This window comes from Priestia sp. YIM B13491 (genome assembly GCF_042787605.1).
GTDB classification, from domain to species: domain Bacteria; phylum Bacillota; class Bacilli; order Bacillales; family Bacillaceae_H; genus Priestia; species Priestia megaterium_E.
Map to the genome: position 1 here is coordinate 43,474 of NZ_JBHZOR010000005.1, position 24,208 is coordinate 67,681.

The window sequence follows — 24,208 nt, forward strand, 5'->3', positions numbered from 1 at the left end:
ATGAGGATTTTTTTATTAACTCGTTGTGACTTCAGCTTCTACAAATACACCTTTGCGATCAATTTGTAAAACATCTATTTCGCAGTTCGGCAGTAAAGCATACATATGTTCAGCAATCGTTTTTCCTTTTCCTTTTGGTGCTAAACATAATACACTCGGACCGGCTCCGCTTAGTGACACACCGTATGCGCCGAGAGCTTTTGCTTCTTTTCGCACAAGAGAAAGCTCTGGCACGAGTCTCATACGATAAGGTTCGTGATATAAATCTTTCTCCATAAATTCGCCTACTAGAGGTAAATCTTTATTTAACAGGGCCGCTACTAGCATGTTCCCGATTGCCCCAGCTTCTACTGCGTGGCGATAATTAATATCCGAAGGCAGCACATCACGAGCATCGGTTGTTTTTAATTCATATTCTGGAATAGCCATCACGATATCGACATCAAATTCAGGTATTTGAGCAATATATGTTTCATTTTCATGATGGTAACCAACAACGATGCCGCCGTAAATAGACGGGCTGACGTTATCAGGATGTCCTTCCATTAAGCTGCTGATGCGAAGCTTTTCTCTTTTTGATAAACGTAAGTCACACAGTACATTAGCCAGCTCGATTCCAGCTACGATAGCCGATGCGCTGCTTCCAAGTCCCCTTGCTAATGGAATGTTGCTCCAAACAGAGACCTTCGCACTTGGAAGAGCAATGTTAAATTGACGAGCCACGTCTTGTGCCACTTCATACATTAAGTTATCTGTACCTGTAGGAATACTTTGTACTTCTTTCGTTTCAGGGATAAAAATCCATTCGTTCTGACGCTCTACTGTTAATCTTAAGTAGCGAGATAAAGCCACTCCAATGGAATCAAATCCTGGCCCTAAATTAGCAGAGCTAGCTGGGACCGTAATGACAAAACGCTCATTTTCTAGCATGAAGCAACGACACCTTGGATATACTCAAATACCTTTTCTTCATCATTTGGTAAAACCACTGGCTTTACATTATGAGCATCGATTGCTACGTTTGGATCTTTTAATCCGTTACCTGTTAGTACAGCTACAACCGTTGAACCTTTTGCAATTTTACCAGAAGCTACATCTTTAAACACACCAGCTATTGAAGCGCAAGAACCTGGCTCTGCAAATACACCTTCTTTGCGTGCAATTGTACGATATGCTTCTAAGATTTGTTCATCTGTTACTTCATCAATTTTTCCGTTCGATTCTTTTGCTGCGTTTACAGCATAATCCCAGCTTGCTGGATTTCCGATTCGAATAGCCGTTGCAATTGTTTCTGGATTTTCGATAACTTGATTACGCACGATCGCCGCTGCACCTTCTGCTTCAAACCCGTGCATGTGAGGAAGAGACGTTTGGTGACGCTCACTGTATTCTTTGAAGCCTTTCCAGTAAGCTGTAATATTTCCTGCATTCCCCACTGGGATAGCTAAAACGTCAGGCGCTTTTCCAAGCTGTTCACAAATCTCGAAAGAAGCTGTTTTTTGCCCTTCAATACGGTATGGATTTACGGAGTTCACAAGTGCAACCGGTGATGTTTCACTTAGCTTACGAACCATAGAAAGTGCTTGGTCAAAGTTTCCTTCAATTGCTACAATTTCTGCACCGTACATAACTGCTTGAGCTAATTTCCCCATCGCAATTTTTCCATTTGGAATAACAACGATACAGCGCATGCCAGCGCGTGATGCATAAGCTGCTGCAGCTGCGGATGTGTTACCTGTAGATGCACAAATAACCGTATTGCTTCCTTCTTCTTTCGCTTTTGCTACAGCCATTACCATTCCGCGGTCTTTAAATGACCCCGTTGGATTTAACCCTTCTACTTTCACATGTAAATCAATGCCTAGCTCTTTTGATAAATGAGCAAGATGAATTAAAGGCGTATTTCCTTCATGTAGTGTAAGCATAGGTGTGTTCTCTGTTACAGGTAAAAACTCTTTATATTCTGCTAATAGACCTTTCCACATCATACTGTGCCAACTCCCTCTACGCGGTAACTGCTTTTTACATTTTCTACAATTGGTAAATCCCGAAGCTGCTGAAGGATTTCCTCATAATCTTTTTGAGATGTTTTGTGTGTAACAACAACAATCTCAGCTAATTCGCTTCCTTTCACAGGAAGTTGAATAATTTTTTCGAAGCTCACGCCACGCTCTGAAAATAGCGTTGTTAATTTTGCAAATGCTCCAACTTGATCTTTAACATGAATACGTAAGAAATGCTTCGAGAACATTTCATCTTCTGCTTTTAACTGTTTTGGATACTGAGGCGTTACCGCACTTTTACCATTCACACCTAAACGCATGTTTTTCATAACACCTACTAAATCTGATACGACAGCAGTGGCAGTTGGCAGGCTTCCTGCCCCCGGTCCATAAAACATCGTTTCTCCAACAGCTTCTCCGTATACATATACAGCATTGTACTCATCGCTTACTGAAGCAAGAGGATGTGTGTCTGCTAAAAGAGTTGGCTGAACACTAACTTCTACATTGTCGCCGTCACGATGTGCATATCCAATCAGTTTCATCGTATAGCCTAATTGTTTACTATATTGCAAGTCTTCTTCCGTTACTTCTGTAATACCTTGAACACGAACATCGTCCAAGTCAATTTTCATTGAAAATCCTAGTGTAGCCAAGATTGCCATTTTGCGAGCAGCATCTAAACCACCTACGTCAGAAGTTGGATCCGCTTCAGCGTATCCTAAATCCTGCGCTTCTTTTAACACTTCATCATAAGCGCTTCCTTCTTTTGTCATTTTCGTTAAAATGAAGTTTGTTGTACCATTTACAATTCCCATCATTTTGGTAATACGATCAGACGCTAATCCATCTGCTAATCCACGAAGAATTGGTATACCGCCTGCTACACTTGCTTCATAAAATAAATCACAGTTATTTTCAGAAGCTACTGTTAACAATTCTGAGCCGTAAACAGCCATTAAATCTTTGTTTGCCGTTACAACATGCTTTTTATTACGAAGGGCTGTTAAGATATAATCTCTTGTTTCTTCAACGCCACCCATTACTTCAATGACAACGTCAATCTCCGCGTTATGTAAAACGTCTTCAACATTCGTTGTTAATTTATCTTCACTGATTTCTACGTCACGTTTCTTATCAATATCTTTGACTACTACTTTTTTAACTTCTACAGGACATCCGACTTGATGACTTAATTTATCCTGATGATTTTCAATAATTTTGACTACTCCGCTTCCTACCGTTCCTAACCCTAATAATCCTACTGAAATACTTTTTGTCATATTCCTCACCTCTGTGTTCTTTCTACGTATACATTTGTTCTCTTATAGAGGACATTATAGACCTTATTTTTCTTTTTTACAAGGTTTACTTGCCATCTTTTCTCGTAAACTCGTTAAAAAAATCGGTATATAAAGATAAATGTAAATTTTTAAAATATTTCATTTTATTATCATAACATGGCTCCCACTGTTTTTTAATAAAAAAAAGACAATTTCACCGAAATGAAATTGCCTTTTTCTGTTATGATTTTTTCGCAAACGCTTCTTTATTTACAATTGTAATAGGAGACTCGTTTGTAAGTACTGCTTTAATGTTTTTAACACATAAAGAAATCATTTCCGTGCGCGTTTCGATACTCGCACTGCCGATATGAGGAAGCCCGATAACATTAGGCAACTGAAGAAGAGGATGAGAAGCAGAAATAGGCTCTTGATCGAATACATCCAAGCCAGCTCCAGCAATTTCACCAGATTGAATCGCATGTAATAATGCTTGCTCATCAACCACCGCTCCTCTTGAAGCATTAATAAAAATCGCAGTTTTTTTCATCTGTTCAAATGCTGAAAGATTAAATAAATGTTTGGTTTCGTCCGTTAACGGTGTCAAACAAACAACAAAATCAGATCGTTCAAGCAGCTCATTTAACTCACAGTAAACTGCATCGAGCTTTTTTTCCGCTTGAAGGTTGCGGCTTCGATTGTGGTACAAGATTTCCATATCAAAACCTGTAGCACGTTTCGCAAGCGTCTCTCCAATTTTCCCCATTCCAACAATACCTAATGTTTTATGATGAACATCTCTGCCTGCTAACAAAAATGGACTCCAGCTTTTCCACTGATTTTCTTTCACATATTCAGCAGCTTCTACTAAACGTCTAGCTACACTCATTAATAAACCAAACGTTAAATCTGCTGTTGTATCAGATAAAACATCGGGCGTATTAGAAACGATAACTCCTCGTTCAGTTGCCGCTTCTACGTCAATATTATCGAATCCGACCGCCAAGTTAGCTACAAGCTTTAAATGAGGAGCTTGCGTAAGCAATTCACTGTCAATACGATCTGAAAGCATTGTTAATAGAGCATGTGCGCGCTTAGCTTTTTCACAAAGCAGCTCGTGAGGGACTGCCTCATCTTCTTTATCCCACATTTCCACATTCGCTACTGACTTTAAAGGTTCAATTAATTCATTCGGTATTTTTCTCGTAATAAATACAAACGGCTTGTCCATATGTACGCCACCTCTTTATCCTTTTTAAACTGCATGCACAAAAACAAAATAGAAAAACGGGTTTGGATTATCCAACACCTATTTTTCTATTTTATCATATTCTATAGTAATCGCTTTTTAATGAATCCATGTTAATTCAGGAATGTGATAACGAGACGTTGAAATACCCACCGACTGGTAAAAGCGCTTCAGAAAAGCTTCGTAGTGAGAAGAATGAGCCAATACTCCTTCAAGCTTCTCATAATACTTTTGTTTTTGCCGTTCATCTTGTACACTGTAGTATCCTTCAATGACCTCAAAATAATGAACGGGAAAAAGAAGTCTAGCATATAACAGTCTCCATGAAAAAGAAGAAAGTGGATTTACCTTTTCGTATTCACTTAAAAACTGATGCATGTGCCTTTCATCGACAGCGTATGTTAATAAATATTGTTCCCTTATATATTCAGCTATATCTCTGCTAGGATGGTCGAAGACCCAGTCTGCTGGGAGCTTGTAAACGTAGTCTTCCCCCCATGTTTTTTGCCCGAATCGATGGTGACAAATCGTCGCAGCGTCAACTGAACGAGGCAAATCGTCAATTTCCGTGTCTACTAGGTATTGAATAGCATTTTCCGTTAATCCTAGGTAATAAGGAAAAGTTTCTAAAAAACGTTTTTCCATCTCTTGATTAGGCAAAGCACGTAATCTTCCATACCAAAATTGCTCCATCTGGTCGAGACGCTTCTCCCACATGGACTTCCATTGCCCTAGCCGGTTTGCTTTTTCCACTTCATAAGGAAACAGCCTCCCTTTTTGATGAAAAACAGCTAGCTCGTGCCCAGGTGAAAAATTGGGGTTTTTCTCTTCCGCAAGACAGCGGCAAATGATAAATTTTTCAGTTTCAGTTTCTGTAATCATTTCACCATTCAAATTAGGCATAAATGTTGCCACATGGCGATCACCTTGGCCCATCAGAAATTGACTCATTTGATATAATTCATTTAACTCGTCTTGCTCCATTTGCTTTACATTAATGATTGTATATAAAATATCTCGATACTGAAAACCTTCAAATTTACCAACGGGCATAAATTCATTTGGACGTAATCCGTAATGCTCATAAATGGTTTGTATCATTTTAATCCCTCTCTTCATTCATTCAAGAAATTATATGATGGAAAACAACATTACTTGTCATAATATTTACGGAGGAATGAATAGATTAGAAATACACCATTTATAGTTATTTACTCCGGGTTAGTAGTATGAAACAACTTTAGACTTAAAAATATATAGAAAACAGGTGATGATACTTGGAGAAAAAACATACACAAAGTGAGTTAGAAAAAAAAGCAAGAGAATGGTTAATAGAACGCGGCGTGGCTCTTACAGACATTGCTGAACTGGTCTATTACTTGCAAAAAAAGTATCACCCAAACTTAACAATCGAAGACTGTTTATATAACGTTGAACGCGTCATTTCTAAACGAGAAGTTCAAAATGCTATTTTAACGGGTATTCAACTAGATGTCCTCACGGAAAAAAAAGTGATTGAGCCGCCTCTGTTAGATATTCTTGAGAAAGACGAAGGTTTATACGGTATCGACGAGATTTTAGCATTATCGATTGTAAATGTGTACGGATCAATCGGCTTTACCAATTACGGATATATTGATAAACAAAAACCGGGTATTCTAGAACGATTAAACGATAAATCGACTGGAGAGTGCCACACTTTCTTAGATGATTTAGTAGGCGCAATTGCCGCGGCTGCTTCTAGCCGCTTAGCGCACCGGGCTGCCAGTCAAGAATAGGTTAAAAAACAAAAAAAGCTGTCAATTGACAGCTTTTTAAATTCGCTCCATCCACTCTTTTAGTGAATCTACCGTATAAGTTGGCTTTTTCTCATATCCTTCTAGTAACTCTCTTGTTGTTACTCCTGTATGGACTAATAATGTATCTAAGCCTGCATTCATCCCTGCTAAAATATCTGTATCATAGTAATCACCAATCATGATTGTTTCTTCTTTTGGCGTACCGATGACTTCAAGGGCTTGCTCCATAATAATACTTTCTGGTTTGCCAATAAATACTGGATTTGTTTGAGTAGAAACCGTAATAACGGACGTGATAGATCCATTACCAGGCAGTAAGCCTCTTTCAGTAGGAATCGCAATATCTCCGTTCGTTGAAACAAAAAAGGCGCCGTTCCGAACGTTTAAACATGCTTTTGCTAATTTTTCATATGTAATTTCCTGATCCAAACCAACAACTACGAAATCCGTATCTTCCTCTTCAATGGTAAATCCTTTTTCAAGCAGCGCATGTCGGATTCCTTCTCCACCAATTACATAAGCTGAAGCGTTTGCTTTGCGTTCATGCAAATAATTAGCTGTTGCCTGGCTCGTTGTAAAAACTTGCTCTTCTGTTGCAGGAATGCCAAATCCCTCTAGCTTTTCAGCTACTTTATCGGGCGTTTTTGTTGAGTTGTTTGTTACAAATAAATAAGGAATTCCTTTTTCCTTTAATTTAATAACAAAATCACGCGCCTCGGCAATTAGCTCTGTTCCTTTGTACATTGTTCCGTCTAAATCAATCAAATATCCTTTATATTCCTTCATGTTGTGTGATCTCCTTTCAAGTCTCATACTTGAAATCATAGCTTATTTTTTATACAACTACAACTTGCTTGCCTTTAGTTACGAAAAGCAGACACAGGTCCTAACTCTGTCTCTAGATATGTCCTTACGCGCTCTGAAAATGCTGCCAGTACGTCTTTATGCTGCATCACTTTTTGATAAATATCCTGATGATTAACATCCACATATTCTTGAACAAGGCTTTTACGCAATTGAACAATCTCTTTTAATGGCGTTTCTTCCTCTTTTTTAACCACTTTCTCATCAACTAAAATGTCAATGATATCGTCGTAACTGCCTGGATCTCTCATAATAAACCCATCAATCATTGCATTTCCTACATCTAAAACGTTTTCAATTAAAAGATGTACAATTCTCTCTAATGCCTTTTTCTCTATTTCTGTGTTCCAGCTCGAATGCTCAGCAAACAAACGAACATGTTCATCAAAAAAAACAAGCGTGGCTTCTATTTTTTCACGATCTACAAAGTACATATTATTTCCTCCCTAGTTGTCAGCTCTCTATAAATCTTTTTTTATAAACAAACGGGGTTCCTGTTCTATTTTATCATGACCCATTATCCATTTGATAAATTCATTTTTGTTTTTGACCTTATTTGATATGATAAAAATACAACCTATGAAAGGAGTATACCTATGAGCGAACGCTTTTATCTATATGACGATGTTGTATCTACAAAGACCCGGTTTGTCAGCTTTATGGGCGAAAATCAACGATTTGATTTAGCTATTATCCAAACCGACCGTTATTATGGCAAACAAGTTGTTCTTGATATTCAAGGAGGACGCTTTGCCATCATTGGACAAGATGACCTTGAAGAACCAAACTATCTTGAAGAAGTATTTAAATTAAACAGTGAAGACGGTCAGGAACTTCGCGAATTTTTATATGAAATCATCTAAAAAAAAAGGCAGCGTGAAGGACAATTAGTGTCTTCGGCTTGCCTTTTTTTACTTATGGACTTTTTTTAAAACAAAATACGCACAGCCAAAATTACAATATTCATGTAAATAGTCTTGAAGCGTACTAATCTTCGTATCATACGTTGCCTTTTGATTTCGGTCATCAAAAAAGCCTCGCAGTCGAAGCTGATTGTATCCCCAATCTCCCACAATATAGTCATAGCGGCTCAGCACGTCAATAAAGCGACCTCTAAACGCCTCTTCATTAAATGCCTCGCGCTCATCTCTTAATACTTCATAACAAATATTATTGATACAGACCATTGCTCACACCTCTTCTCTTAAAATTTACCATACCATAATTATGATGATGAAACCATCAATTAACATGAAATTTTTCACGTATAAGCAGCACTCTAATGCTGTAGGAGTTTTATCGGTATACCTACTGATTTTTTATGCTCCACATGAAGGTTCGCCGGTTTACCTGGCGCACGATATTTAACTACAGGAGGTGGAAATGGTGAAGAAATCTATTCTTGGAATCGCTTTGATAACAAGTATTTTAACCATTGGCTGTCAAAATAAAAACACAGCTGAAAATGAAAATTTATCACCAAACAACCCAGATGCCATTAATGTAAACGAGCCTAATCATTATTATAATCCAAATAATAATAGCGGCACAAATTATGGATATGTCCGATACACTAAAAACACAAATGAGCAAAATTCCAATATGAACCAAGTAGGAACATTTAATCGAGAAGAAGCAGCCAACAATATTAGTAAACTGAGCACCGCTATACCAAATATTAAGCAAGCCGCTACGCTAGTAACCGATAAAGATGTGCTTGTTGCTTATAAAACAGATGCTAAAAACCGGAATAACGCAGCCGATCAGGTAAAACGTACAGCTATGTCTGTAGTTCCTCGTTATTATCATGTATACGTCTCAGATAATCCGAAACAGATGGACCAAATCGAAAATATCAGTGAAATGAATACGCAAACGAATGATGCTAAAAAACGAATCGATGCCGTTATTCAACAAATGCTGAAATCTCCCCAAGGGCGTAAAATGAACAACGGAGAAGATGCAAATGGAAGAGAGAAAAACGAATTGAATGAACCGATGACGGACAAAGATATGGTGGAATAAACAAAAAAGGTGATGAGCATATCATCACCTTTTTTACCTTATTTGCTTTCTTGTGCTTTGTTTTTTGCAGCAGCGTTAACTTGCTCATCTGCATGGTAAGAAGAACGTACAAGAGGACCTGCTTCAACATGGCTGAATCCTTTTGATAATGCAATTTCTTTTAGCTCTTCAAATTCATTTGGATGGTAATATTTTTGAACTTTTATGTGCTTTTTAGTTGGCTGTAGATATTGGCCTAGCGTCATAATATCTACATTATTTGCACGCAAATCATCCATCGTTTCAATAATTTCTTCTTTTGTTTCTCCTAGACCAAGCATGATACTTGATTTCGTAGGAATATCCGGCTGCATTTCTTTTGCACGGCGAAGGAACTCAAGAGAACGATCATATTTAGCACGAGCACGAACACGAGGAGTAAGGCTGCGTACTGTTTCAATATTATGATTTAAAATATCAGGACGTGCGTCCATTACAATACGTAAGTTCTCTTCCACACCGCCCATATCAGAAGGCAATACTTCAATTGTTGTCAATGGATTTTTACGACGAATCGCACGAATTGTTTCAGCTAATACGCTTGCTCCTCCGTCTTTTAAATCATCGCGAGCTACTACTGTAATAACCGCATGTTTTAAGTTCATTAGCTGAACAGAATCCGCTACGCGTTCTGGCTCTTCTAAATCTAATTCTGTTGGTAAACCTGTCTTAACCGCGCAAAAACGACAGGCACGTGTACATACTTCTCCCAAAATCATAAAAGTTGCCGTACGACGAACAGCCCAACACTCATGAATATTCGGACATCTTGCTTCTTCACAAACTGTATGAAGGTTTTTCTCACGCATCATTTTCTTTAAGCCTGTGTAATTTTCGTTTGTGTTTAGCTTAATCTTCAGCCACTCGGGTTTGCGGACATGCTCTTCTTTTGTTGCCATATTATCAACTCCACCAATCTAGAAAATGTCTATAACCTATATGCTTAATTTTAACTACATATTAAAAACATAACTATATGTCACTTTATCATAAAAAAGTGAGATTCGACAAGTTGTCTGCTCTTTATTTTCCTCAGTTTTCTTCTATTTTCCATTCAAATGTGTGCGTTTTCATCCTCCGTATAATTTCCATTTATCTTCTGAATAAAATTCTTTAAAAAAGTTTTGAAGCGATTTCCATTAATTAATATTTATGAAATCTTTTTTCTCGCTGCAAACTAGTGTTACACACTATTTTTAGAAAGGGGGAAACACGATGCGCAAAACGATTATCTTACTTTTTATGTTCATGTCTATATTCACAGGATGGCACCACGTAACAGCTGAATCAGCAGCAGATCAAGAAAAAATACTTATTCAAAAGAGATTAGAGCTGTATAAACAAATGGAAGCCGCTACTACGATTCCTTGGTATTACTTTGCTGGGATTGACCAGTATGAACGAAATATTCGACGCTCTCATAAAGATATTCCAAGAGAAAAAGGCGCGATCGCCATTTATTATCCTCCAGAAAAATGGTCAGGTTCTTTAAATCCGAATTTGGAAGATACAAACCCACTTACGATTTCTCTACTGGGGGGAATGGGTAAAGATGGGAACGGAGACAAAAAAGCAGACCAATTTAATGATGAAGATATGCTTTTTACAATGGCAGATTATATTCGGACGTTCGGGGTGTCCGAAGACTATATTAAAATTGCGCTTTGGAACTATTATCACCGGGCTAAAGCAGTTGATATTATTTTAGGGAATGCCAAAATTTTTCGCCATTACGGTCGCATTGATTTAAAAGGTTCTTCATTTCCAGTGCCTCTCCGTGCGAACTACAGTTATCGCAGTACATGGGGAGATGCGCGCGGCTGGGGTGGCAAACGAATTCATGAAGGAACAGACATTTTTGCAGATTACGGAGTTCCAGTAAAATCCCCTTGCTATGGCATTATTGAGCTTAAAGGATGGAATAAATATGGAGGCTGGCGAATTGGTATTCGTGACCTTCACAATAACTATCACTATTTAGCTCATTTAAGCGGATTTGCAAAAAATTTAAAAGTAGGACAAATTGTAGAACCAGGAACACTCATTGGCGGAGTAGGAAGTTCTGGTTATGGACCTCCTGGAACTTCTGGGAAATTCCCTCCTCACTTGCACTATGGAATGTATAAAGATAACGGCAAAAATGAGTGGTCGTTTGATCCATATCCTCAGTTAAGAACGTGGGAACGAAATGATCGTTTAGAACTAAAGAAAAAATAAAAAAACAGGAAGCTGATGCTTCCTGTTTTTTTATCCTGATGCTTTACTTTCTTTTGCTTTTTTCACAGCATGAGCAATACTTGCGGCCAAGCCGCCCCATATGATGACCATCCCTACAACCATCATTGTCATCGAACTTCCATCCATTATTTAGAAACCCCCTTCTCTTTAACTGACAAACGCAGTGTCCCATCTTTCCATCGTGCAAAAGAAAAAGCAATTCCCAAAATAACAGCCAGAGCTGCCACACCCCAACCAAAAGGACCTACAAAAGTCGTTGCATACTGTTCGTAGTTTTCCGAAATATTTTTCCGGAAGTTATCAAACATCATGTATCCAAGCACAAGTGGCGTAACTACTCCTAAACATATTTTCCACCATGAACCGATTCGGATATCAGAAACTTCGTTTGCATGCTGCTGAAGGCTGCTCAACTTCTTAAATACCCAAGCAACTAATACAACTTCTACTAAGCCTGCTAGAGCAACTCCGAAGTTATTAATGAAATAGTCGACCACATCTAAGAAATAAAGTCCTCCTTGTGTTGCAAATAATAGCGAGCAAATTGAAGCGATTCCTCCACCTATTAATACAGATTTTGTACGTGAGATAGTAAATTTATCTTGAATGCCTGCTACAAAGGTTTCAATAATTGAAATAAGTGACGTTAATCCTGCTAATGTTAAGGAAGCAAAGAATAACATTCCAAACAGCTGTTTAAACGCTGGAAATTCATTAATAATTTGCGGGAAGACCACAAAGGCTAGTCCTACCCCTCCCTGAACTACTTTATCAATTGGAATACCTTGCTGAGTAGCCATAAAACCTAGTGCACTAAACACACCGATTCCTGCTAGTAATTCAAAAGCTGAATTACCAAATCCAGTAATGAACGCATTATTAGTTAAATCAGATTTCTTTGGAAGGTAACTGGAATAAGTGATCATAATAGCAAAACCAACAGATAAACTAAAGAAGATTTGACCATATGCTGCGATCCAAACCTTTCCATCTCCAATTGCGCTCCAGTTTGGTTTAAAGAAAGCATGCAGACCTTCCATTGCTCCGTCTAACGTGACTGCTCGAATGACAATGATTAAAAATAGAATAATTAGTGTTGGTAGAAAGATTTTGTTTGCGGCTTCAATTCCTTTTTTGATTCCTTTTAATAAGACACCTAATGTCACAATCCATACAAGTACAAGCGGAATTAAAACGTGTAATACGAGGCTTCCTGTTTGTCCTGGTGCTTCAGCTAACTTTAAGTAATCTCCATATAAAAACGCTTCCGTATCGTTTCCCCAGCTTAACTTAAATGAAAAGATAAAATACGACATCGCCCACGCGATAATGACGGAATAGTAAACCGAAATAAAAAAGGAAATAGCTACTTGCCACCAGCCTAGCCATTCAGCCTTAGGACTTAGTCTTGCTAATGATAAAGGAGAGGAACCTTTATATTTATGTCCAATAGCAAATTCCATGATTAAGATAGGAATTCCTGCCGTCAACAAAGCAAATAAATAGGGGAGAAAAAATGCCCCTCCTCCATTTTCATATGCAGTGGCTGGAAATCTCCATATATTTCCTAGTCCAATTGCTGAACCTGCTGCTGCTAAAATAAACCCTGCTCTTGATCCCCACTGCGGCCTATTTTCCACTGTAATTCCCCCTTTTATTCTCTCCCTACTCTCTTTTTATCGTAGATCAACAAGAATTTTTATAATTTTTAGATTATTCATTCTATAACTTCCTATCTCAAATTATAGAAGGGAGAAGATAGTATGTCAAAATATTTTTTATAGAAAATTCAGATAAATATTCCAATGAATAAAAGCAGATATGAAAGTATTTTTGAACTTCCGCACCTGCTTTTTAAATAACACTTTATCACGTTAATATAATATTGTTAATTTTTCTTCGGAAGTTCAATTGCCGGAGAAGACGAATTTCCACCGTTAAAATAATCAGGAACATTTCCTGGGATAACAGTCCCTCCTACAGGAATTGTAGCCGTAACGGTTGTTTTTCTCGTTGCAAACGGGATGATGATTTGCATGTTTACTTTTACTTTGATGGATACTTCAAGAAACGCATTATTTATTCCATATTCCTCGATTTTTCGCACTACGTCTGTTTGAACGTCACCAATAGCATGAAATTTAACCGGAATCAGCGGACCTAGATTTCCAAGCAGCGCATTATTAGTTGCTTGCCCAAGAGGAACTTGGTATACAATTCCTTGATTCCGAAGCTTTTCATTTTTTTCAATACGAATATCTGTTGGAAGTTCAAGTGCATCTAAATTCCCTTTTTCTGCCTCTTTTAAATTAGCTTGAACAAATGACGTAGTCTGAGCTCTAACCCGATTTACAAGCGCTGTGTCAATTTTAGCTACTTGACCGTTAGGTGTAGATTCAACTTTAATAACATCTACGTCCAGTTGATCAAGTACCTGTTTATTCACCGCTTTATTAATAACTAAAGTTGCAATCTCTTTTGTTTGTGCTTCAGCATATTTCATTAACGTCGGTTCAATCCCTCTATTAATTAGCCATAATCCTACCCCTGTGGAAAGCATAAAAAAAAGAAAGGTGAGCAACAGAACGTAGCGAAAAGGAAGCGGGCCTTTTCTTGTTAATTTCCGACGAAGTTTAACCAAAAAAAATCCCTCCTTACAAGCTATATGTATGCATGTATAAGGAGGTTCACGCTTCTTTTAAAAAGTTTTATCTTAAATTTTTCACTATATTAAAGCATTTTCAATAAAGCATCTTTGCCAATTGTTCCTTTAAAAATCCCTCTTTTTTCAGCTTCAAGCGTTACAGATTCAAGAGGCGCTTCAAGAAGCTGCTCAATTGTACGTACACCTACAGCTCTTCCAGCTATTATTTGACGATCAGCTAATTTATCATTTAATAGACCTACGTCTAGTGCTCCGCACATAATGTACCCTTTATCTGATGAAATTGTTAACAGAGTTGTTTTTGGAAGCAATACGGTAACTGCATTAAACGTATGACCTTCAATTACGATAGGCACTAAGGTGATCATAATAACTCACTCCTTTCTTAATCAATTTATGATGTTGAAAGAAAAAAAGTGAGGTTTTACATATACTTTTCTACCTATTTGACGTTTATATTCCTTCTTCCTTACTTATATAAACTTTTATAGGACTCAGTGCTAAAATTCATTAAAAAAATCTAATTGTTTAGGAGCTAAATTTTCATATTCAATATTTAATAAACTCATGAGCTGTTTGGCATTATGTACAGCATCTCCGCCGGAGTTATTATTAAATAACAGGTAAATGTCCTTCGTTTGTTTTTGCAGCTTTTCAAGACGTTCTTTCCACTCTAGGAGCTCTTTTTCATTGTAACGATACAAAAACCTTACTGCTCGCCAATTGCCTTCTGCGGGCTTGTTCCAACCGTGTACGTTTCGTCCGTGAAAACGGATAAGTGTTTTTTGTTTATCTGTAGCATGAATCACAATTGGAATAGATCCTTCTCCTGCCTGCGGTTCATCACAAATACCATGAATCCACTTCTCTTGTTCCATAAACGTTAACGTTTTATCATAGAAAAATGGCTTAAACCAAGATTGATTTCGAAACTCAAGCGCTACTGGCAAATCGCCAAACTTCTCGCGGCTATATCTCAAATAGGCTACATTTTCTTTTGTACAGTCAAACCAAGGTGGCATTTGAAATAAAATCATACCAAGCTTATTCGATGTTAAGTAAGGCTTCACTGATTCTAAAAACGCATGAAACATTTCTTCTTTGCTATCAAACGGATTTCCTTCTCTCATATGGCCTGTCATACCTTGATAGGCTTTTACCACAAAACGAAAAGATTCCGGTGTATCGTTCACCCATTTTTCTACATTTGATGTTGGTTGAATTGCATAAAAAGATGAATCGACTTCAACAATTGGAAAATGGCCTGCATATACGGCAAGCTTGTCTCTTGAAGAAACACCCGCTTCATATAATGAATCATGATCTCCCCAGCCTGTGACTCCAATATAAATCATGCCATTCCTCCTCTATTTTCTTAGCTTCGCTTTTCTTTATTTTAATACAAACGATACAAAAAAACTCGTTTGCATAAACAGCAAACGAGTTTTTTCTATTATTAACCGATTGAACCTTCCATTTCAAATTTGATTAGACGGTTCATTTCTACTGCATATTCCATTGGAAGCTCTTTTGTAAATGGCTCAATAAAGCCCATTACAATCATTTCTGTTGCTTCTTCTTCAGAAATACCGCGGCTCATTAGATAGAATAATTGTTCTTCAGATACTTTCGATACCTTCGCTTCATGCTCAAGTGAGATGTTATCGTTTAAAATCTCATTGTACGGAATTGTATCAGAAGTTGATTGATTATCCATAATTAGCGTATCACACTCAATGTTCGCACGTGCACCTTCTGCTTTACGGCCGAAGTGTACGATACCGCGGTATGTTACTTTACCGCCTTGTTTTGAAATTGATTTTGATACGATCGTTGAAGATGTGTTCGGTGCTAAGTGAATCATTTTTGCACCAGCATCTTGGTGCTGTCCTTTACCAGCAAGGGCAATAGATAATGTCATACCACGTGCGCCTTCACCTTTTAAGATAACAGCTGGATATTTCATTGTTAACTTAGAACCAATGTTTCCATCAATCCATTCCATTGTTGCGTTTGCTTCACAAACCGCGCGTTTTGTTACAAGGTTGTATACGTTGTTCGCCCAGTTTTGAATTGTTGTATAGCGGCAATACGCATCTTTTTTGATGATGATTTCTACAACGGCACTGTGAAGAGAGTTTGTTGTATAAACAGGTGCTGTACAGCCCTCTACATAGTGGACGTGTGAGCCTTCATCAGCAATAATTAACGTACGCTCAAACTGTCCCATATTTTCAGAGTTAATACGGAAATAAGCTTGTAATGGTGTATCTACTTTTATGCCTTTTGGTACGTAAATGAATGATCCACCAGACCAAACCGCCGAGTTAAGTGCAGAGAATTTGTTATCCGTTGGCGGGATAACTTTTCCAAAATGCTCACGGAAAATATCTTCGTTTTCTTTTAGCGCCGTATCCGTATCTTTAAATACGATACCTTGTGCTTCAAGATCTTCTTTCATATTGTGATAAACAACTTCAGATTCGTACTGAGCTGATACACCCGCAAGATACTTTTGCTCTGCTTCAGGAATACCAAGTTTATCAAACGTTTGTTTAATTTCTTCAGGAACTTCATCCCAAGAGCGTTCAGACTTCTCAGATGGTTTTACGTAGTACGTAATTTCATCAAAGTCTAAGCTTGCCATGTCTCCGCCCCACTGTGGCATTGGCATGTTGTAGAAGTGCTCTAGAGATTTCAAACGGAAGTCAAGCATCCATTGTGGTTCCTCTTTCATACGAGAAATTTCTTCTACGATTTCTTTTGTTAAACCGCGTTTAGAGCGGAAAATTGATACGTCTTTATCGGAAAATCCATATTTATAATCGCCGATTTCTGGCATTTTTTTAGCCATCTTTTATTACCCCCTACTTGATAGGATTGGGAATGAATGAAGGTCTTATTTTTGTTCGTTAAGACCTTTTTCCATCGCTTTCCACGCTAATGTTGCACATTTAATACGCGCAGGAAATTTTGCTACACCTTGAAGTGCTTCAATATCTCCTAAATCTATACTATCATCATACTCTTTACCTTGCATCATGTCAGAGAAGATATGGGCCATTTTAAACGCTTTGTCTACTTCTTGACCTTTAATTGCTTGTGTCATCATTGAAGCTGATGACATTGAAATTGAACATCCTTCACCTTCGAACTTTGCATCCACCACTTTGCCGTCCTCTACTTTTAAAGAAAGTTCAATGCGGTCTCCACACGTCGGGTTATTCATATGAATGTTCACAGTATCTTCATTCAACGTTCCACGATTACGCGGATTTTTATAATGGTCCATAATTACTTGACGATAGAGAGTATCTAAATTATTAAAAGCCATTTGTAAAATACTCCTTCGTTTTTATTAATGATGACACCAATTTATCTACTTCTTCTTCCGTGTTATACAAATAGAAGCTTGCACGTGCAGTAGAAGATACGTTTAAATATTTCATCAGCGGCTGCGCACAGTGATGACCTGCACGAATCGCAATTCCATCAGCGTCTACTACTGTTGCAACGTCGTGCGGATGCACATCTTCAATATTAAACGTCACAACACCCGCTCGCTCTTTCGGTCCGTAAATCGTAATTCCATCTACTTGCGATAAGCGATCCAGTGCATACTGCGCTAACTTGTGCTCATGTGCTTGAATGTTATCTAAACCAACTTCTTCTAAGAAATCAATCGCTGCACCTAAACCAATTGCACCTGCAATGATTGGCGTACCTCCTTCAAATTTCCAAGGAAGCTCTTTCCACGTTGATTCGTATAGGTTTACGAAGTCAATCATTTCGCCGCCAAACTCGATTGGTTCCATTTTTTCAAGAAGCTCTTTCTTTCCATAAAGAGCGCCGATTCCAGTCGGTCCGCCCATTTTATGTCCAGAGAAAGCAAAGAAATCACAGTCTAAATCTTGTACATCCACCTTCATATGAGGCGTACTTTGCGCACCATCCACAACCATTACTGCACCGTTAGCATGTGCAATTTCTGCAATCTCTTTTACTGGGTTAATCGTGCCCAATACGTTAGATACTTGCATAATCGATACAATTTTGGTGTTGGATGTAATCGTGCTTTTTACCTCTTCTAGTGAAAGTGCATGATCTTCTGTTAATGAAATATATTTTAACGTTGCACCTGTTTCCTTGGCAACTTGCTGCCAAGGAATGATGTTGCTGTGATGCTCCATATAAGTAATCACAATTTCATCACCAGGTTTGAGATTAGCACGGCCATAGCTTGCAGCTACTGTATTAAGAGCTGTCGTTGTACCGCGCGTAAAGATAATCTCTTCCGTTGATTTTGCATTAATAAACTTACGAACCTTTTCACGAGCGCCTTCGTATCCGTCTGTTGCTCTTGTACCAAGCGTGTGAACACCTCGGTGTACGTTTGAGTTATATTCTTTATAATACTTCTCAATTGCTTCAATTACAGCAAGCGGCTTTTGTGAAGTTGCTGCACTGTCTAAATAAACGAGTGGGCTGCCATTTACCTCTTGGTCTAAAATAGGAAATTGTTTACGAATATCAGAGATATTCATTATCGAACTTTCCTTTCAATTAAATCTGTTAATTGCTTTTTAACCGTTTCGATTGGCAACTCGTTTACAACTGGTGCTAAGAATCCGTGGATAACTAGACGTTCTGCTTCTGTTTGCGGAATACCGCGGCTCATTAAGTAGTAAAGCTGAATTGGATCTACGCGTCCAACAGATGCAGCGTGTCCTGCTGTTACATCGTCTTCATCAATTAGAAGAATTGGGTTTGCGTCTCCACGTGCTTTTTCACTTAACATTAACACACGAGATTCTTGCTCAGCGTTTGATTTAGACGCACCGTGTTCAATTTTACCGATACCGTTAAAGATTGAAGACGCGCTTTCTTTCATAACGCCGTGTTTTAAAATGTAGCCTTCAGAATGTTTTCCAAAATGTACGATACTTGTTGTTAAGTTTTGAGACTGCTCTCCACGTCCAACTGTTACCGTTTTTGTATCTCCATATGAACCATCGCCCATTAGATACGTTGTATTTTCTGAAACTGTATTTCCTTCACTCATTAAGCCTAAAGCCCACTCAATGCGACCGTCTTTGCCCGCTACGCCGCGGCGGTTCACATAAGTAGTTGTACCTTTAGCTAAGTAGTCAACAGCCCCAAATGTTACTTTTGCATTGCTGTTAGCAAATACTTCCGTCACGATATTGACAACACCGTTTGACTCTTCAGCAGTAGCAATGTAGTTTTCTACATATGTTACTGAGCTGTTGTCTTCAGCTACAACAATCACATGGTTGAATAAAGCAGCTTCTTCATCTTCACGGACAAATACAGCTTGAAGCGGCTCTTGTACTTCTACATTTTTAGGAACGTACACGAATACACCGCCGTTTAATAACGCTGCGTTTAATGCAGTTAAACGGTGCTCATCTACTTTAACTCCGTCTTTCATGAAGTACTTCTCAACAAGGTCGCTATGCTCTTTAGCAGCTGTTTGAATATCTGTGAAGATAACGCCTTGAGACTTTAGCTCTTCTGTTAATGTTGAATATGCAGCTGTTTGGTCACGCTGAACATATAGATTTTTAACAGCTTCTGTATCAATCAATGCTTTAACCACTTCTGGAAGCTCGTCTACAGATGAGATTGTGCTTGCCTGTGAAGTGTGCTTGTCAAATGCAGTAAAGTTCCATTTCGAAATGTTTGTTTTATCTGGCTTTGGAAGTGCAAGATCTTCTGCTTTCGCAAGAGCTTGTAAGCGAAGATCTAGCAGCCAACTTGGTTCATTAGCTTCTTTTGAAAAGCTGCTGATGTACTCTTGATCAAATGGTAATTTCGTATCAATAGTCATAGAGATCCTCCTAACTCTTAAGCTTCTTGCTCTACAGTTTCGTCTTCAATACCTAATTCTTGTTTGATCCAGTCATAACCTTCTGCCTCTAGACGCTGTGCTAATTCTGGTCCGCCTGATTTTACAACGCGACCTTGCATCATAACGTGAACTTTATCTGGTGTAATGTAGTTTAGTAAACGTTGGTAGTGAGTAATCATTAAGCAACCAAACTCGCTGCCGCGCAGTTCATTAATACCTTTTGATACAACTTTTAACGCATCGATATCTAAACCAGAGTCGATTTCATCTAAAATTGCAATTCCTGGTTGAAGCATCATTAATTGAAGAATTTCATTACGTTTCTTCTCACCGCCAGAGAAACCTTCGTTTAGGTAACGCTGAGCCATATCTTGATCCATTTCTAAGAAATCCATGTTTTTGTCTAATTGACGGATGAATTTCATTAGTGAAATTTCTTCTCCTTCTTCACGACGAGCATTAATTGCTGAACGTAAGAAGTCTGCATTTGTTACCCCGCTGATTTCACTTGGATATTGCATAGCTAGGAATAGACCTGCACGAGCGCGCTCATCTACTTCCATCTCAAGTACATCTTCGCCGTCTAGCGTGATGCTTCCTTGTGTAACCTCGTATTTAGGATGTCCCATGATTGCTGAAGATAATGTTGATTTACCAGTACCGTTTGGTCCCATGATTGCATGGATTTCGCCGCCCTTAACTTCTAAATTAACACCTTTTAAAATTTCTTTACCTTCAATTGCAACATGAAGATCTTTAATTGTTAAAGTTGACCCTGCCATATTAAAACCTCCAGTTATAGACGTATATAGTAAAAAACGATATACCTATATCTTTTTAATTATTCTCATTTTATTCTCATTACAATCTTATAACAAATGAAAACTTATAGCAACCTTTTGACCCAAAAGGTTTTAAACCATTATGTACGTTTTTCAAGACTAAATCCACTCATAAAAAAGTTGCCTTAAAAGACTCCATAGAGCCTTCTAAGACAAGCTTTTTTACTCACTTTATTTACTTAGTGCGTGTGACTAGTCAGTTCTGAAATACACTCTTGGACAAGCGTAACGGACTGACTCATCGCTGCGCCTCCGCCAAATGCTGCTGACACTCCGCATGCTTCTAAAATTTCTTGCTCAGTTGCGCCTTGATCGATGCAGCCTTTTGTATGATAAATCATACAGTACTCGTCTTGAGCTACTACGCTGATTCCTAGCGCGATTAACTGCTTTTCTTTTTTAGAAAGAGAACCTTCTCCAAAACATGCTTCAGTAAACGCATTAAACGTTTTTGTTACTTCCGGCAATTTTTCGCTAAATTTCCCAACACCCATTTTATAATCATGAAGTGCTTGCTCAGTTGAATGACGTGCTTCTTGCTGCATAACGTCAGCTCCCATCATCAGTAAAGTTTTCACGGTTAGTATGCGTGAGAAAAATAAGAGTTATTCGTTTTCCCGCATACAAAAAAGCACTTGCCCAGAGTGGGCAAGCGCTTTTCTTCTATTATTTATTTACCGGCAGTACTCCGCCTTTGTATTTTTCTTTAATGTAGTCTTGAATTTCTTTAGAGTGAAGAACTTTCACTAAAGCTTTCACTGTATCTTTATTTTCGTCGCCTTTGTGAACCGTAATGATGTTTGCATAAGGGTTATTTTCTTTGCTTTCCACTGCGATTGGATCTTTTACTGGATCTAAGCCAGCATCGATAGCATAGTTAGCATTGATAACAACAGCGTCACCTTCATTGTTTTTGTACATCTGAGGTAGCAATCCGCCTTCAACATCGGCTTTAAATTTTAAATTCTTCGGGTTTTCTACGATATCTTTAATTTGTGCATCTGTTTTCTTTACGCCTGGTTTTAATTTGATTACGCCAGCTTTTTCAAAAATTGATAAAATACGTCCTTGCTCTGCTACTGCATCACGCATAATAACTGTGCCGTTTTTCGGAAGATCTTTTAAGCTTTTATATTTTTTAGAGTAGATACCGATTGGTTCAATGTGAATGGCACCGGCACTTACAAAATCATACCCTTTTTCACCCTTGTGATCTTTTAGCACTGAATTCATATAAGGAACGTGCTGGAAGTAGTTTGCATCAATTTCATTGTTTGCAAGAGCTGTGTTCGGTAAGATGTAATCTTGGAATTTTTTAATTTCCAAGTCGATTCCTTGTTTTTCTAAAATCGGTTTTGCTTGTTCTAAAATTTCAGCATGGGGCGTATTAGATGCACCCACAACAATTTTCTTTTCATCTTTTGATCCATTGTTAGATCCACATGCAGCTAATCCTACTACTAGCGCAGATGTTAATGCTAAAGCCGAAAGCCATTTTTTCATAATAAATAATCCTCCCTTTATCTTTTATCAATTTTTGCAGTAATCGCATCTCCAATAAGTTGGATAATAAATACAATAATCAAAATTAAGATCGTAGCAGCTAGCGTTACATCATTATGACTGCGCTGGAATCCTTCTAAATATGCAAGATTCCCGAGACCTCCAGCTCCAATCACACCCGCCATTGCCGTATAACCGACTAACGCAATCGTCGTTACCGTCAAACCAGAAATTAAAGCTGGCAGCGATTCAGGTAACAGCACTTTAAAGATAATAGTGCTTGTTGTTGCTCCCATTGATTTAGCAGCTTCAATAACACCTTTATCAATTTCGCGCAGACCAATTTCTACAAGACGCGCATAAAATGGTGCTGCTCCAACAATTAAAGCAGGTAACGCTGCATTAGCGCCTAAAATACTTCCTACCAATGCTTTGGTAAATGGAATCAGTAAAACAATTAAAATAATGAATGGAATGGAACGAAAGATATTTACAACTGCTGACACAATGGCATATAAAGGTTTGTTTTGCCAAAGCTGTCCTTTGGACGTTAAAAATAAAAGCAAGCCCAATAAAATACCTAGAACAAACGTGGCTATAACTGAAATAGCCGTCATATATAGTGTTTCATTTGTCGCTTGAATAAAATCATCTAAAATAACGTTTGGAAATAGTTTCTCAAGCATTTGTCATTACCTCCACTTCTACCTGCTGCTCATGAATGTATGCAATGACTTTTTCAACTTCTGTTAATTCTCCGTCTAAATGAACGAACAACGTTCCGTATGAACCTGTTTGTGTATGAGAAATCTTTCCTTGCAAAATATTAATCGTTACATCAAACTGTTTTAAAATCGTTGTAATGAGCGGTTGCTCTGCTTTTCCGCCAACAAACGTCAGCTGAATAATTTGCCCGCTTGGATATAACTCCTGTACTTGTTCAATTGTTTCAAACGTTTCTTCTGGTTCAGAAATCTGTTGAACAAATCGCTTTGTAATCGCCTGCTTAGGTTTTCTGAATACTTCTAGCACTTGCCCTTCTTCTACCACTGCCCCATTTTCCATAACAGCTACTCGATGACAAATTTTACGAATAACGTGCATTTCATGAGTAATGAGTACAATGGTTAACCCTAGCTTCTCATTAATATCTACTAACAGATCTAAAATAGAATCTGTCGTTTGAGGATCAAGCGCTGATGTTGCTTCATCACACAGCAATACTTTTGGGTTATTGGCTAGCGCTCTAGCAATACCAACACGCTGCTTTTGACCACCGCTAAGCTGTGATGGATAAGCATTTTCACGCCCTTCAAGCCCGACTAGCTTGATAAGCTCGTCTACTCGTTTCATTCTTTTTTCTTTTGAGATCCCTGCTATTTCTAACGGAAAGGCAATATTTTCTCGCACCGTACGCGACCACAAGATATTAAAGTGCTGAAACACCATACTAATTTCTTGTCTAGCTTTTCTGAGTTTTCCGCCTTTAATTTTTCCAATATCATTACCTGCTACTTCGACCGTTCCTGTCGTTGGTGTTTCTAACCCGTTTAGCAAGCGAATTAAAGAACTTTTACCCGCTCCGCTATAACCAATAATTCCGTAAATTTCACCTTGGTTAACGGTTAAATTCACATTATCAACAGCTGTTACTTGACCGCTTTTAGCCTGATAAATTTTTGTAACGTCTGTTAATGTAATCATATTTCTTCACCTTCTTTAGTAAAAACTTAATTATGTTAGGTTGCCCTATAGGATGAAAAAGCCGTAAAACAATTTTCCCCATTAAAAAAGCCTCTCTGCGCATGACAGAAAGGCTCGATATT

The 24,208-nt window shown here is 38.1% G+C and carries 27 protein-coding genes; 4 read left to right on the plus strand and 23 right to left on the minus strand.

Annotated features, from left to right (window positions below; all coding sequences use genetic code 11):
* Positions 1-15: 15 nt before the first annotated feature.
* The 5 genes from thrB to yutH all read right to left on the minus strand — a co-directional run bounded on the left by thrB (position 16) and on the right by yutH (position 5,636).
* Positions 16-930, minus strand: coding sequence for a homoserine kinase (thrB, locus tag ACFX4E_RS18730; protein WP_114324543.1), 915 nt, complete (start codon positions 928-930; stop codon positions 16-18).
* Entirely contained in the window at positions 924-1,985 is a 1,062-nt protein-coding gene (thrC, locus tag ACFX4E_RS18735) for a threonine synthase (protein WP_028409600.1), read from the minus strand. Before thrC ends, thrB begins: the two co-directional genes overlap by 7 nt.
* Positions 1,985-3,286, minus strand: a complete 1,302-nt coding sequence (locus ACFX4E_RS18740) for a homoserine dehydrogenase (protein ID WP_013059628.1) — start codon at positions 3,284-3,286, stop codon at positions 1,985-1,987. The genes thrC and ACFX4E_RS18740 overlap by 1 nt, the downstream gene beginning before the upstream one ends.
* Positions 3,287-3,527: 241 nt before the next feature.
* A complete protein-coding gene (locus ACFX4E_RS18745) occupies positions 3,528-4,517 on the minus strand; it encodes a 2-hydroxyacid dehydrogenase (protein ID WP_060745809.1) in 990 nt (329 codons plus the stop codon).
* A gap of 117 nt (positions 4,518-4,634) precedes the next feature.
* On the minus strand, positions 4,635-5,636 hold the full coding sequence (yutH, locus tag ACFX4E_RS18750; RefSeq protein ID WP_013059630.1) for a spore coat putative kinase YutH: 1,002 nt from the start codon (positions 5,634-5,636) through the stop codon (positions 4,635-4,637).
* 176 nt (positions 5,637-5,812) lie between these two features.
* On the opposite strand from yutH, the gene ACFX4E_RS18755 reads away from it, so the two are divergent.
* Positions 5,813-6,313: a phosphatidylglycerophosphatase A family protein gene (locus ACFX4E_RS18755; protein ID WP_013059631.1), complete on the plus strand. Its 501-nt coding sequence runs from the start codon at positions 5,813-5,815 to the stop codon at positions 6,311-6,313.
* Positions 6,314-6,349: 36 nt separating this feature from the next.
* Here the strand turns inward: ACFX4E_RS18755 and ACFX4E_RS18760 are convergent, their stop codons facing one another.
* Positions 6,350-7,120: a TIGR01457 family HAD-type hydrolase gene (locus tag ACFX4E_RS18760; protein WP_263033682.1), complete on the minus strand. Its 771-nt coding sequence runs from the start codon at positions 7,118-7,120 to the stop codon at positions 6,350-6,352.
* A 74-nt stretch (positions 7,121-7,194) separates the two neighbouring features.
* Positions 7,195-7,632, minus strand: coding sequence for a DUF86 domain-containing protein (locus tag ACFX4E_RS18765; RefSeq protein ID WP_013085332.1), 438 nt, complete (start codon positions 7,630-7,632; stop codon positions 7,195-7,197).
* A 162-nt stretch (positions 7,633-7,794) separates the two neighbouring features.
* Here ACFX4E_RS18765 and ACFX4E_RS18770 point away from each other — a divergent pair, with 162 nt between their 5' ends.
* Entirely contained in the window at positions 7,795-8,061 is a 267-nt protein-coding gene (locus tag ACFX4E_RS18770) for a DUF3055 domain-containing protein (protein ID WP_013059634.1), read from the plus strand.
* Positions 8,062-8,109: 48 nt separating this feature from the next.
* On the opposite strand, the gene ACFX4E_RS18775 is transcribed toward ACFX4E_RS18770, so the two are convergent.
* Positions 8,110-8,385, minus strand: coding sequence for a YutD family protein (locus tag ACFX4E_RS18775; protein WP_028409603.1), 276 nt, complete (start codon positions 8,383-8,385; stop codon positions 8,110-8,112).
* A gap of 196 nt (positions 8,386-8,581) precedes the next feature.
* Here ACFX4E_RS18775 and ACFX4E_RS18780 point away from each other — a divergent pair, with 196 nt between their 5' ends.
* A complete protein-coding gene (locus tag ACFX4E_RS18780; protein ID WP_377238068.1) occupies positions 8,582-9,223 on the plus strand; it encodes a YhcN/YlaJ family sporulation lipoprotein in 642 nt (213 codons plus the stop codon).
* A gap of 38 nt (positions 9,224-9,261) precedes the next feature.
* On the opposite strand, the gene lipA is transcribed toward ACFX4E_RS18780, so the two are convergent.
* The gene (gene lipA / locus ACFX4E_RS18785) at positions 9,262-10,161 is read right to left on the minus strand and encodes a lipoyl synthase (protein ID WP_028409605.1); all 900 of its coding nucleotides are present in this window, start codon (positions 10,159-10,161) and stop codon (positions 9,262-9,264) included.
* 316 nt (positions 10,162-10,477) lie between these two features.
* Between lipA and ACFX4E_RS18790 the strand changes: the two genes are divergently transcribed.
* Positions 10,478-11,479 (plus strand): M23 family metallopeptidase, encoded by a 1,002-nt coding sequence (locus ACFX4E_RS18790; RefSeq protein WP_050688958.1) that lies wholly within the window; start codon positions 10,478-10,480, stop codon positions 11,477-11,479.
* 30 nt (positions 11,480-11,509) lie between these two features.
* Here the strand turns inward: ACFX4E_RS18790 and ACFX4E_RS18795 are convergent, their stop codons facing one another.
* The 14 genes from ACFX4E_RS18795 to ACFX4E_RS18860 form a co-directional block, all read right to left on the minus strand.
* Positions 11,510-11,626: a methionine/alanine import family NSS transporter small subunit gene (locus ACFX4E_RS18795; RefSeq protein ID WP_107918137.1), complete on the minus strand. Its 117-nt coding sequence runs from the start codon at positions 11,624-11,626 to the stop codon at positions 11,510-11,512.
* Positions 11,626-13,140 carry a sodium-dependent transporter gene (locus ACFX4E_RS18800; RefSeq protein WP_060745812.1) on the minus strand — a complete coding sequence of 505 codons (1,515 nt, stop codon included), beginning with the start codon at positions 13,138-13,140 and terminating at the stop codon, positions 11,626-11,628. The genes ACFX4E_RS18795 and ACFX4E_RS18800 overlap by 1 nt, the downstream gene beginning before the upstream one ends.
* A 248-nt stretch (positions 13,141-13,388) precedes the next feature.
* Positions 13,389-14,141, minus strand: coding sequence for a sporulation protein YunB (gene yunB, locus ACFX4E_RS18805; protein ID WP_013059640.1), 753 nt, complete (start codon positions 14,139-14,141; stop codon positions 13,389-13,391).
* A gap of 89 nt (positions 14,142-14,230) precedes the next feature.
* Positions 14,231-14,533 carry a YunC family protein gene (locus ACFX4E_RS18810; RefSeq protein ID WP_028409608.1) on the minus strand — a complete coding sequence of 101 codons (303 nt, stop codon included), beginning with the start codon at positions 14,531-14,533 and terminating at the stop codon, positions 14,231-14,233.
* A 132-nt stretch (positions 14,534-14,665) separates the two neighbouring features.
* The gene (locus ACFX4E_RS18815; RefSeq protein ID WP_377238069.1) at positions 14,666-15,520 is read right to left on the minus strand and encodes a DUF72 domain-containing protein; all 855 of its coding nucleotides are present in this window, start codon (positions 15,518-15,520) and stop codon (positions 14,666-14,668) included.
* A 101-nt stretch (positions 15,521-15,621) separates the two neighbouring features.
* On the minus strand, positions 15,622-17,019 hold the full coding sequence (sufB, locus tag ACFX4E_RS18820) for a Fe-S cluster assembly protein SufB (protein ID WP_016765826.1): 1,398 nt from the start codon (positions 17,017-17,019) through the stop codon (positions 15,622-15,624).
* 45 nt (positions 17,020-17,064) lie between these two features.
* On the minus strand, positions 17,065-17,499 hold the full coding sequence (sufU, locus tag ACFX4E_RS18825; protein WP_013085338.1) for a Fe-S cluster assembly sulfur transfer protein SufU: 435 nt from the start codon (positions 17,497-17,499) through the stop codon (positions 17,065-17,067).
* Positions 17,489-18,709, minus strand: a complete 1,221-nt coding sequence (locus ACFX4E_RS18830; protein WP_013059645.1) for a cysteine desulfurase — start codon at positions 18,707-18,709, stop codon at positions 17,489-17,491. Before ACFX4E_RS18830 ends, sufU begins: the two co-directional genes overlap by 11 nt.
* Entirely contained in the window at positions 18,709-20,016 is a 1,308-nt protein-coding gene (gene sufD / locus ACFX4E_RS18835) for a Fe-S cluster assembly protein SufD (RefSeq protein WP_014457887.1), read from the minus strand. Before sufD ends, ACFX4E_RS18830 begins: the two co-directional genes overlap by 1 nt.
* A 17-nt stretch (positions 20,017-20,033) precedes the next feature.
* Positions 20,034-20,819, minus strand: a complete 786-nt coding sequence (gene sufC / locus ACFX4E_RS18840) for a Fe-S cluster assembly ATPase SufC (RefSeq protein WP_013059647.1) — start codon at positions 20,817-20,819, stop codon at positions 20,034-20,036.
* Between the two features lie 239 nt (positions 20,820-21,058).
* Positions 21,059-21,424, minus strand: a complete 366-nt coding sequence (locus ACFX4E_RS18845) for a carboxymuconolactone decarboxylase family protein (RefSeq protein WP_013059648.1) — start codon at positions 21,422-21,424, stop codon at positions 21,059-21,061.
* Positions 21,425-21,545: 121 nt separating this feature from the next.
* Complete coding sequence (locus ACFX4E_RS18850; RefSeq protein ID WP_014457885.1) at positions 21,546-22,382, minus strand: MetQ/NlpA family ABC transporter substrate-binding protein; 837 nt, start codon at positions 22,380-22,382, stop codon at positions 21,546-21,548.
* Positions 22,383-22,399: 17 nt separating this feature from the next.
* Positions 22,400-23,068: a methionine ABC transporter permease gene (locus ACFX4E_RS18855; protein WP_013085342.1), complete on the minus strand. Its 669-nt coding sequence runs from the start codon at positions 23,066-23,068 to the stop codon at positions 22,400-22,402.
* The gene (locus ACFX4E_RS18860; protein ID WP_377238070.1) at positions 23,061-24,086 is read right to left on the minus strand and encodes a methionine ABC transporter ATP-binding protein; all 1,026 of its coding nucleotides are present in this window, start codon (positions 24,084-24,086) and stop codon (positions 23,061-23,063) included. The genes ACFX4E_RS18855 and ACFX4E_RS18860 overlap by 8 nt, the downstream gene beginning before the upstream one ends.
* Positions 24,087-24,208 lie beyond the last annotated feature (122 nt).